The organism is Blastomonas sp. UPD001 (assembly GCF_003426715.1).
Classification (GTDB): Bacteria; Pseudomonadota; Alphaproteobacteria; order Sphingomonadales; family Sphingomonadaceae; genus Blastomonas.
In genome coordinates, this window is sequence record NZ_QKVT01000001.1 from 651030 (window position 1) to 661250 (window position 10221).

At 64.2% G+C, this 10221-nt stretch carries 11 protein-coding genes and 1 pseudogene; 8 read left to right on the forward strand and 4 right to left on the reverse strand.

What is annotated here, in order from left to right; genetic code table 11:
* Nucleotides 1-345: 345 nt before the first annotated feature.
* Nucleotides 346-960, forward strand: coding sequence for a GTP cyclohydrolase I FolE (gene folE / locus DM995_RS03070; protein WP_031317570.1), 615 nt, complete (start codon nucleotides 346-348; stop codon nucleotides 958-960).
* A gap of 141 nt (nucleotides 961-1101) precedes the next feature.
* Here the strand turns inward: folE and DM995_RS03075 are convergent, their stop codons facing one another.
* Nucleotides 1102-1578, reverse strand: coding sequence for a peroxiredoxin (locus tag DM995_RS03075; RefSeq protein ID WP_023836353.1), 477 nt, complete (start codon nucleotides 1576-1578; stop codon nucleotides 1102-1104).
* Nucleotides 1579-1814: 236 nt separating this feature from the next.
* Here DM995_RS03075 and ahcY point away from each other — a divergent pair, with 236 nt between their 5' ends.
* The 3 genes from ahcY to DM995_RS21100 all read left to right on the forward strand — a co-directional run bounded on the left by ahcY (nucleotide 1815) and on the right by DM995_RS21100 (nucleotide 4686).
* Nucleotides 1815-3233, forward strand: coding sequence for an adenosylhomocysteinase (ahcY, locus tag DM995_RS03080; RefSeq protein WP_023836352.1), 1419 nt, complete (start codon nucleotides 1815-1817; stop codon nucleotides 3231-3233).
* 176 nt (nucleotides 3234-3409) lie between these two features.
* Nucleotides 3410-4063, forward strand: coding sequence for a fructose-6-phosphate aldolase (fsa, locus tag DM995_RS03085; protein ID WP_023836351.1), 654 nt, complete (start codon nucleotides 3410-3412; stop codon nucleotides 4061-4063).
* A 107-nt stretch (nucleotides 4064-4170) separates the two neighbouring features.
* Nucleotides 4171-4686: a hypothetical protein gene (locus tag DM995_RS21100; RefSeq protein ID WP_157973056.1), complete on the forward strand. Its 516-nt coding sequence runs from the start codon at nucleotides 4171-4173 to the stop codon at nucleotides 4684-4686.
* A gap of 69 nt (nucleotides 4687-4755) precedes the next feature.
* Here DM995_RS21100 and DM995_RS03095 read toward each other — a convergent pair whose 3' ends face one another.
* On the reverse strand, nucleotides 4756-5946 hold the full coding sequence (locus DM995_RS03095; RefSeq protein WP_353653348.1) for a penicillin-binding protein activator: 1191 nt from the start codon (nucleotides 5944-5946) through the stop codon (nucleotides 4756-4758).
* 27 nt (nucleotides 5947-5973) lie between these two features.
* Here DM995_RS03095 and rsmI point away from each other — a divergent pair, with 27 nt between their 5' ends.
* From rsmI to DM995_RS03115, 4 genes are read left to right on the forward strand one after another with little or no spacing between them, the layout of a single operon-like run.
* A complete protein-coding gene (rsmI, locus tag DM995_RS03100) occupies nucleotides 5974-6825 on the forward strand; it encodes a 16S rRNA (cytidine(1402)-2'-O)-methyltransferase (protein ID WP_116968457.1) in 852 nt (283 codons plus the stop codon).
* A complete protein-coding gene (locus DM995_RS03105) occupies nucleotides 6818-7180 on the forward strand; it encodes a YraN family protein (RefSeq protein WP_116968458.1) in 363 nt (120 codons plus the stop codon). The genes rsmI and DM995_RS03105 overlap by 8 nt, the downstream gene beginning before the upstream one ends.
* A 44-nt stretch (nucleotides 7181-7224) precedes the next feature.
* Nucleotides 7225-8175 carry a glutathione synthase gene (gshB, locus tag DM995_RS03110; protein ID WP_116968459.1) on the forward strand — a complete coding sequence of 317 codons (951 nt, stop codon included), beginning with the start codon at nucleotides 7225-7227 and terminating at the stop codon, nucleotides 8173-8175.
* Nucleotides 8172-8789: a DedA family protein gene (locus DM995_RS03115; protein WP_116968460.1), complete on the forward strand. Its 618-nt coding sequence runs from the start codon at nucleotides 8172-8174 to the stop codon at nucleotides 8787-8789. The genes gshB and DM995_RS03115 overlap by 4 nt, the downstream gene beginning before the upstream one ends.
* A gap of 6 nt (nucleotides 8790-8795) precedes the next feature.
* Here the strand turns inward: DM995_RS03115 and DM995_RS03120 are convergent, their stop codons facing one another.
* Together DM995_RS03120 and DM995_RS03125 are read right to left on the reverse strand one after the other, a co-directional pair.
* Entirely contained in the window at nucleotides 8796-9707 is a 912-nt protein-coding gene (locus DM995_RS03120; protein ID WP_116968461.1) for a tyrosine recombinase XerC, read from the reverse strand.
* A 12-nt stretch (nucleotides 9708-9719) separates the two neighbouring features.
* A pseudogene (locus tag DM995_RS03125) lies at nucleotides 9720-10221 on the reverse strand (radical SAM family heme chaperone HemW); the annotation flags it as partial.

Below are 10221 nucleotides of genomic sequence, written 5' to 3' on the forward strand. Positions count from 1 at the left end.
GCGGCGGCGGCGGCGGGGGCGGCTCGGACGAACAAGCGCTGACGAGCAGCGCCAAGGCTGCCGCGAAGAGCGCGCATCTGGGGGGGACGCGCATCGGTTACTCCGGATTTTGATATTGCACCGCAACATCGTGGCGGAAACGTAGGGGAAGGTCCAGAGGAAAAAGTTGCAATTGACAACTAATATATGTTTGTTTTCTGCAACTGCTCTGGCGCAACTCGCAAATACCGCAATTGTTCCCCGCCGATGTGGCCGCCTTGCGGCCGCGATCAAGGCCCTGAGGTTGTAGTGCCGAGCGCCGCTCCCTATCTGACGCGGCAGTTTGTGATAAAGGGGGAATGCCAGATGCTGTACCATGATGCCGATGATGACGGCGAAATGTCGGAGAAGGGCAAGATCCCCGTTCCCCAGGACGTGCAGCAGGCGATCGTGACGCTGCTGCGCTGGACTGGCGACGATCCCGAGCGCGAGGGCCTGCGCGATACGCCGCTGCGCGTGGCGCGCGCGTGGAAGGAATATTGTTCGGGCTATGGCGACGATCCCAGCGTGCACCTCAGCCGCACGTTCGAGGAAGTCGGCGGCTATGACGAGCTCGTGCTGCTCAAGGATATCCCGTTCCAGTCGCATTGCGAACATCACATGGCGCCGATCATCGGCAAGGCGTCGATCGCCTATATGCCCAAGGATCGCGTGGTCGGCATTTCCAAGCTGGCGCGCGTGCTGCACGGCTATGCGCGGCGTCTGCAGGTTCAGGAGCGCCTCACGGCCGAAGTTGCCGCGTGCATCTGGGAGCATCTGCAGCCGCATGGGGTGGCCGTCGTCATCGAGGCGAGCCATAGCTGCATGACCGCGCGGGGCGTCCGCACGCCCGGCGTGGGGATGATCACCAGCCGACTGCTCGGCTGCTTCCTCGACGACCATCGCTCGCGCAAGGAAGTCATGGGCCTGATGGGCTATTGATCACGGATCGGCCCTATTTCCGTGGGGAGAGAGGGTCGGGAGAGGGGCTGCGCTACCCGGCACTCCCTTTCAACCTCGGCTGGCGAGCAAGCTCGCCAGCCTGGGTAGCTCTCCGCCAAGTGGGAGAGCGCAGTCCTGCGGTCAGAGCTGCTCGAGCATGTAATCCGCGCTGCTCACCTTGAAGTCGCCTGGCTCTTCGACGAACAGCTTGTCGACCACGCCGTCCTTGACGACCATGGCGAAGCGCTGGCCGCGCTTGCCCATGCCGAAGCCGGTGCCGTCCATCGTCAGACCCAGCGCCTCGACGAAATCACCGTTGCCGTCGGCGAGCATCGCGATCGAATCGGCATTGGCCGACTTGCCCCAGGCGCCCATCACGAACGCATCGTTGACGGCAGTGCAAGCGATCTCGTCGACGCCCTTGGCCTTGATCGCGTCGGCCTTTTCGACAAAGCCGGGCAGGTGCTTGGCCGAGCAGGTGGGCGTAAAGGCACCGGGCACCGAGAAGAGCGCGACCGTCTTGCCTGCGAAAAAGTCCTTGGCCTCGACCTGCTGCGGACCTTCGGCGGTCGCGCGCACGAATTTGGTGTTGGGGATGGTGTCGCCGACTTTGATCATGGCATTCGTCTCCTCCTGGGCGGTTGAAACAGGGCTGCATGTTGTCCCGTCCCGGTCGCAATGCAAGGGGGCATCGGGAAGCGGGGCGATCAGACTGCAGGAAATGCCACCCGCCGCCCTCACCAAAGACATATAAAGGAATCTTTATATTTGCCTGTCAGGCCGAGTCTGGGTATGGGGGCCGGAGTTTCCGAGCGCCCTGTTGGCCAGTAGGACAGACATTCAGGAGATATTGCGTGGCCAGTGCCCCGACCCTCGACCGCAACGATTACGTTGTTGCAGACATTGCGCTTGCCGATTTCGGCCGCAAGGAAATCGCCATTGCCGAGACCGAAATGCCCGGCCTGATGGCGATCCGCGAAGAATATCGCGCCGCTCAGCCGCTCAAGGGTGCCAAGATCACCGGCTCGCTGCACATGACCATCCAGACCGCCGTGCTCATCGAGACGCTGGTCGCGCTGGGTGCCGAAGTGCGCTGGGCCACCTGCAACATCTATTCGACCCAGGACCATGCCGCTGCCGCGATCGCGGCGCAGGGCATCCCCGTGTTCGCCATCAAGGGCGAGACGCTGGAAGAATATTGGGAATATGTCGACCGCATCTTCGACTGGGGCGCCGAAGAAGGCACCACCTGCAACATGATCCTCGACGATGGCGGCGACGCCACGATGTACGCGCTGTGGGGCGCGCGCGTCGAAGCCGGTGAAGAACTGTTCACCCCGACCAACGAGGAAGAAGAGTGCTTCGTCAAGGTGCTGAAGCGCCGCCTGGCCCAGACTCCCGGTTACCTCACCAAGACCGTCCAGAACATCAAGGGCGTGTCGGAAGAGACCACCACCGGCGTCCACCGCCTGTATGACCTGGCCAAGAAGGGCAAGCTGCCGTTCCCCGCGATCAACGTCAACGACAGCGTCACCAAGTCGAAGTTCGACAACAAGTACGGCTGCAAGGAATCGCTGGTCGACGGCATCCGTCGCGGCACCGACGTGATGATGGCCGGCAAGGTCGCCGTCGTGTGCGGCTATGGCGACGTGGGCAAGGGCTCGGCCGCCTCGCTGCAGGGCGCCGGCGCCCGCGTGATCGTCACCGAAATCGACCCGATCTGCGCGCTGCAGGCGGCGATGGACGGCTTCGCCGTGCAGACGCTGGAAGACGTCGTGTCGACCGCCGACATCTTCGTCACCACCACCGGCAACAAGGACGTCATCACGCTCGATCATATGCGCGCGATGAAGGACATGGCGATCGTCGGCAATATTGGTCACTTCGACAACGAGATCCAGGTCGGTGCGCTCGAGAACATGAAGTGGACCGAGATCAAGCCGCAGGTCGACATGGTCGAATTCCCCGATGGCAAGCGCATCATCATGCTGTCCAAGGGCCGCCTGCTGAACCTCGGCAACGCGACCGGCCACCCCAGCTTCGTGATGTCGGCCAGCTTCACCAACCAGGTGCTGGCGCAGATCGAACTGTTCAGCGGCGCGAACAAGTACCAGAACGACGTGTACGTGCTGCCCAAGCATCTCGACGAGAAGGTCGCCCGTCTGCATCTCGCCAAGCTGGGCGTGAAGCTGACCGAACTGACCAAGGAACAGGCCGCCTATATCGACGTGCCGCTGACCGGTCCGTTCAAGAAGGACGAATATCGCTACTGATCCCGCACGTTCCGGTTCTGCCGGAACCAGGACAGAGCAAGGGCCCGTTCCGCACCATGCGGAGCGGGCCTTTTGCTGCGCGGTCGGTCCGCTTCTGGCCGATTTCCATTAACGCACCCGGCCCGGCGCGCTATAGGCGGCTCCGAGAATCGCCCCCCGCGCTGAGGAGCCAGCCCATGAAATTCTTCGTCGACACCGCAGACACCGCCGAAATCGCCGATCTCGCCGCGACCGGCCTGCTCGATGGCGTCACCACCAACCCGTCGCTGATCGCCAAGTCGGGCCGCGACTTTCTGGAGGTGACGAAGGAAATCTGCGCGCTGGTCGAAGGCCCGGTCTCGGCCGAGGTCGTCGCGCTCGACCATGAGACGATGATGAAGGAGGCCGAGATCCTGCGCAAGATCGCCGACAATGTCGCGATCAAGGTGCCGCTGACGCTCGATGGCCTCAAGACCTGCAAGAAGCTGACCGACGACGGCACGATGGTCAACGTGACCCTGTGCTTCTCCGCCAACCAGGCGCTGCTCGCGGCCAAGGCGGGCGCGACCTTCATCTCGCCGTTCGTCGGCCGTCACGACGATAACGGCTTTGACGGCATGGCGCTGATCGAGGACATCCGCCTGATCTACGACAACTACGCCTTCGACACCGAAATCCTGGTCGCCTCGATCCGCCACCCGATCCACGTCCTCGAATCCGCGCGCATCGGCGCGGACGTCGCCACCATGCCGCCGAGCGTGATCCGCGGCCTGTTCAAGCACGTGCTGACCGACAAGGGCATCGAAGGCTTCATGGCTGACTGGGCGAAGACGGGTCAGTCGATCGGGTGAGTGCCCAAAGCTGCTTCTGAGATCAGACCGCCCCACTCGCCGAGCTATAACTGGACGTGGTGTCCTTCGTGAAGGACGTAGTTGTTCAACCGTGAGAGGTAGCAGCTATGGAAACTGCAAATTTGATTGAGCCGTGGTTACACAAGACCGCTGCAAAGCTTGCAATTCCCCTTGCAGCGAAATGTTTCAAAAAAGCGGTTGGGGAATTTCAGTTCGGTGTGCAATTATATCGAAGTCGTTTTTCTGACTATTTCTTCGTGGAGTTCAAAATCCACCATTCGGGCGTTTCTGCCTTCGGTGAGTCGAATTCAAGCAATCACCCGATCCTTGATCGTCGACTATATTCAACAAACCCCATTTGCGGAATGCCTACGCCGCCAGATTTTCGCATTCACAGAGATGACGCCAAGGGCCTGATAATCCTGCAAGAAAATTTGCTCGCCCAAGGGATGGAACTGTTTGGCGCCATTCGCACCGTTGAGGACTTGTATGCGTACTACAACGGTGAGCTTCCTGGTGTCTTCATAGAGGAATGGAGCCAAAGGTCTGCCGCTTACGCAGCTTGGGTTCCGAAGATTGAAGCCTATTTGTCATCTTCTACAAATGGAGTGCGGAAGGCCTAACCTAACCAAAACTCGCTCGCCTATGCTGCCATAGAGCTAGCCTCGTTGGACGCAACGGAGCAAAACCCCTCAATCAGCAAAGCTCTTCGGAGCCGGTGAGGCCACCGTCAGCGTGCCAGCGCCGACCTGCTGCACTTCGAGCAGGCGTTCCGCCACGCCATTGCGGCCGAAGCGGAAGGCGCCGTCGAGGCCGATAAAGCCGCCGGCATCGCGCAGGCGGTCCATCGGGAAGGGGGTGCCGGGCTTCCAGTCGCGCGCGATGCGGGTGGTGAGCAGCACGCTGTCATAGCCGAGCGTCGAGAGGCGGAAGGGGTCGGTGCCGAACTGCGCGCGGTATTTCGCGGCATACTGCCGGTACAGACCGTCCGAGACGCTGGCGAACCACGCGCCGCGCATCGCGGGCGAGGCGGCGAGCGTGCGCTCGGTGTTCCACAATTCGGTGCCCAGGATTCGCGCATCGGTGCCGCCATTGGCGCGGACGAGCGGTACGATGCGGATCGCGGCCGCGCCGCTATCGGCAATCAGGATCGCCTCATAGGCGCTGTCGCCCTGCATCTTCCTGAGCGCGGCGGTGATCGCGGCATTGCCCGCGCCATAGCTCTGCATCGACACGACCGTGCCGCCAGCAGCCTTGACCGAAGCGAGCATTGCCGAGGACGCGCGCTGGCCATAGGTGCCTGCTGGGACGAGCGCGGCAAAGCGCGTAATGCCCTGCGCGCGCGCATGGCGCACGACGCGATCGATCGACTGCGCCGGCACATAGCCCATCACGAACACGTTGTTGCCCGCGATGCCGACATCGTTCGAATAGCTGATGATCGGTACGCGCGCGGAATTGGCGGCCGCGGCGATGGCAACGACGTCGTCGCCGAACAGCGGGCCGAGGATCAGGCGGTTGCCATCGGCAATCGCGCGCTGCGCGGCGGCCTGCGCACCCTGGGCGGTATCGTAGCTGGTGATGCGAAGGTTGCTCGCCCTGGTGTCCATCAGCGCCAGCGTGGTGGCGTTGGCGATCGACTGGCCCACCGGCGCGTCCTTGCCGGAAAGCGGCAGCAGCAGCGCGATGCGGTGGCGTGTCTCGTCGGTGGGCAGCACGCCGGTGATCGTACCGTCATCGGGCTTGGTCACCGGCTTGTCGGGCTGCTGGCTGGGCGTCGGCGGCGGAGCGGTCTTGGGCACCATGGTCTGGCACGCCGCCAGCGCCAGGCTGCCCAGCACCAGCATGAGGATAGCCTGCCATTTGCGATAAAACTGTTTCACTGCTTGTCGCTCCCGCCCTGCCGGTCCATGAACATCCGCGTGATTCATGATCCCGAACCCGGCCTGTATATCGTTGCGACACCAATCGGCAACCTTGGTGATCTTTCGGAACGCGCCCGGCGGGTGCTGGAACAGGCCGATCTGATCGCCTGCGAGGACAGCCGGGTCACGGGCGGTCTGCTTCATCATCTCGGCTTCAAGCGCCCTCTGATACGTTATGACGACCATGCCCGCGCGTCTGATCGCGAGCGGCTGATTTCCGCAGCATTACAAGGGCCTGTCGCTCTGGTCAGCGATGCCGGGACGCCGTTGATCTCCGATCCCGGCTACAAGCTGGTGCGCGAGGCGCGCGCGGCGGGGGTGGCGATCCATTCGGTGCCCGGGCCGTCCGCGGTGATCGTCGCGCTGACGCTGGCGGGGCTGCCCACCGACAGATTTTACTTTCACGGCTTCCTGCCCAACAAGGCGGGCGCGCGGGATAGGGAGATTGCGGCGCTGGCGGCAATCCCGGCGACCCTGGTCTTCTACGAGAGCGCCAAGCGGCTCGCGGCGTGCCTGGCGGCGCTGCACGCGGGCCTCGGCAATCGCGAAGCCGCCGTGGTGCGCGAGATCAGCAAGAAATTCGAGGAAACCCGCACCGGTACGCTGGCCGAGCTGGCCGGGAGCTATGCCGAGGCGACCCCCAGGGGCGAGATCGTGATCGTCGTCGGTCCGCCGCTTGAGGATGAAGTCGAGGCGGACGAGGATGAGGTCGAAGCCGCGTTGAAACTGGCGCTTGCCGCCATGCCGCCGGGCAAGGCCGCAGGTGAGGTCGCCAAGCGCTTCGGGCTCGATCGCAAGGCACTCTATGCGCGGATCATGGCCGAGCGCGATGGCTGAGGCGCGGCGGCGCGAGGCCGAAGCGGCGGGACGGCGCGCCGAGACGCTCGCGGCCTGGTGGCTGCGGCTCAAGGGCTGGCGCATCCTCGCCCATCGCGTGCGCACACCGTTGGGCGAGGTCGATCTGGTGGCGAGGCGCGGGCGCATCGTCGCCTTTGTCGAGGTCAAGCACCGCCATAGCCTGCGCGAGCTCGATGAGGCGATCGATCATCACCGCCTGCGCCGCGTCGCTGCCGCCGCCGAGGCGCTGATGCCGCGCTTCGTGCGCGACGGCCAGGATGCACGCATCGACGTGATCCTGCTTGCGCCGGGGCGCCTGCCGCGCCATCTGACGCACGTCTGGCAGGGCGACTGACCGCCACTGCCCCTCTTTCTGGTTCGAAAAAAGGCTTTTCTCCCATGAAAATCGCGGTGCAGATGGACCCGATGCCCGGCATCAACATCAAGGGCGACAGCAGCTTCGCGCTGATGCTGTCGGCGCAGGCGCGCGGCTATACGCTCTATCATTATGATGTCGCGACGCTGAGCTATGAAGCGGGGCAGGTGACGTGCCACGCCCATCCGGTAACGGTGCGCAACGTCCCGGGCGACCATTACACCTTCGGCGATCCGGTGCGGCTCGACCTCGGCGAGGATGTCGATGTTGTGCTGATGCGGCAGGATCCGCCTTTCGATGTCGGCTATATCACCGCAACCCACATTCTCGAGCGGCTCAAGGGCCGGACTTTGGTGGTCAACGACCCCGCATCGGTGCGCAATGCGCCCGAAAAGGTCTACGTGCTCGATTTCGAGCGTTTCATGCCGCCTACGCTGATCACCCGCTCGCTCGACGAGGTGAAGCGCTTCCAGGCGAAGCATGGTGCGATCGTGGTCAAGCCGCTGCACGGCAATGGCGGCAAGGCGGTGTTCCTGATCGGCGAGGATGGCGCGAACCTTTCCGCGCTGGTCGAGCTGTTCGGCCAGATCTGGCGCGAACCCTTCATGGTCCAGCCCTTCCTCCCCGAAGTGGCCCAGGGCGACAAGCGTATCGTGCTGGTCGATGGCAAGGTCGCGGGCGCGATCAACCGCAAGCCGGGCGAAGGCGAGTTCCGCTCCAATCTCGCGGTGGGCGGCTATGCCGAAGCGGCAGAGCTGACGCCGCGCGAGCAGGAAATCTGCGACGCCATGGGGCCCGAACTCAAGGAACGCGGGCTGCTGTTCGTGGGTATCGATGTGATCGGCGGCCATTGGCTGACCGAGATCAACGTCACCTCGCCAACCGGCATCGTCGCGATCAGCGCGTTCAACAACAGCGATGTTGCGGGCATGATCTGGGACGCGATCGAGGCGCGCCTGGAGAACAAGGCATGAGCGATTTCGTCATCGATCTGGTTGCGCGCGGCGGATATTGGGGCGTCGCGTTCCTGATGGCACTGGAAAACGTGTTTCCGCCGATCCCTTCTGAAGTGATCATGGGCCTTGCCGGGATCGAGGCGGGCAAGGGCAACATGAACCTGTGGCTCGTCATTGTCGCGGGAACCATCGGGTCGGTCGCGGGCAATTATTTCTGGTACGCCATCGGCCGTGCCTTCGGGCTCAAGCGGCTCGACCATTTCGTCGCGCGCTGGGGCCGCTGGTTCACGCTTGATCGGTACGAGATCGACCGCTTCACCATGCTGTTTCACCGCTATGGCGGCGCGACCATGTTCTTCGCACGCATGGTTCCCACCGTACGCACGCTGATCTCACTGCCCGCGGGCATTTTCGAGATGAGCCGGACCAAGTTCCTCGTCTGGACCTTCGCGGGTGCGGGCGTGTGGAACGTCGTGTTCGCGAGCATCGGCTATCAGCTGGGCGCGCGGTTCGAGGAGATCGACAGATATACCGGTCCCGCCTCGACCGCGGTGATCGGCATCATCGTGCTGGTCTATATCGTCCGCGTGATCTTCTGGCGGCCGCATGCCGATCCGGTGCAGCACGACTGAACGCGATCACGCGCGCGGATGCGCGTTCTCGTACACGTCGAGCAGATGCGCGGCATCGACATGGGTGTAGATCTGGGTCGATGACAGGCTCGCATGGCCGAGCAGTTCCTGCAGCGAGCGCAGGTCGGCGCCGCCCGCCAGCAGATGCGTCGCGAAGCTGTGGCGCAGCGCGTGCGGCGTTGCATCCTCGGGCAGGCCGAGCAGGCGACGCGCGTTCATCATCGCCCGGCGGACCAAAGCCGGCGAGAGCGGGCCGCCCCGCGTGCCCCGGAACAGCGGCTGATCGCGTTCGAGCGCGAAGGGGGCGAGCGCGGCATAATGCGCCATCGCCTCGCGGAGCTGCGGCAGCACCGGTACGACGCGCGGCTTGTTGCCCTTGCCGATGATCCGCAGCGTCTCGCCGACGGGCAGCACCTCTGCCTTCAGCCCCGTCGCCTCGCTGATGCGCAAGCCCGCCCCATAAAGTAGCAGCAGCACCGCCCAGTCGCGGGCCTGCACCCAGGCGGGCGCATCACGCGCCGCCATGCTGTCGCCCAGCGCCATGATATCGTCGGGCGCGATCGGCCGGGGGAGCGAGCGCTTGAGCCTCGGCCCCTTGAGGCGCGGAGATGCAACCTCGCTGCCCGCTTCGGACGCCGCGAAGGCCAGGAAGGCCCGGATCGCCGACAGTTCGCGTGCGGTGCTGCGGTTGGTCAGGCCATCACCGCGCCTTGACGCCAGAAAGGCACGCAAGTCCGCCGGCGTCGCCCGCGTCAGGCGCTGCTCGGTCGCAGCCTCACCCCAATGATCGCCCAAAAAGTCGACCAGCCGCTCGGCCGTGGCGACATAGGCGCGCACGGTGTGCAGCGAGCGGCGGCGATTGTCGGCAAGGTGCGACCGCCAGCGTTCGAGCAGATGCGGGATCGAGTGCGCGGTCATGCCGTCAGGCTATCAGAGCGCTTGTGGCGACTCAATCGCGACCAGTTCGGCGAGCAGGGCATCGAGCAGCGGCATGCCTTGTTCGGTCACGGTCAGATGCGCGCCCGACATGTGCACAAGCTCCAATGCCTCCAGCTTCTCCGCAGCCCCTCGATCGATCAGCGCCGCCTCTTCCACGCCCGATAGTGCGGCGATCCGGGCCAGATCGACGCCCTCGGCCAGGCGCAGTCCCATCAGCAGCGCCTCCATCGCGCGGGTTTCCCCGTCCAGAGGGCGTTCGATCGAGAGGCCATGGCCGTTGCGCGCGATCGCGCCGAGATAGTTCTCGGGCTTGCGGTGCCGCTCGGTCGCCAAGCTCCCACGCCGCCCATGCGCGCCGGGACCGATCCCCGCATAGTCGCCATAGCGCCAATAGGCGAGATTGTGGCGGCTCTGCTCGCCGGGCCGGGCATGGTTGCTGATCTCATAGGCGGGAAGGCCTGCCGACGCGGTCAGGCTGCGGGTCAGATCGAAC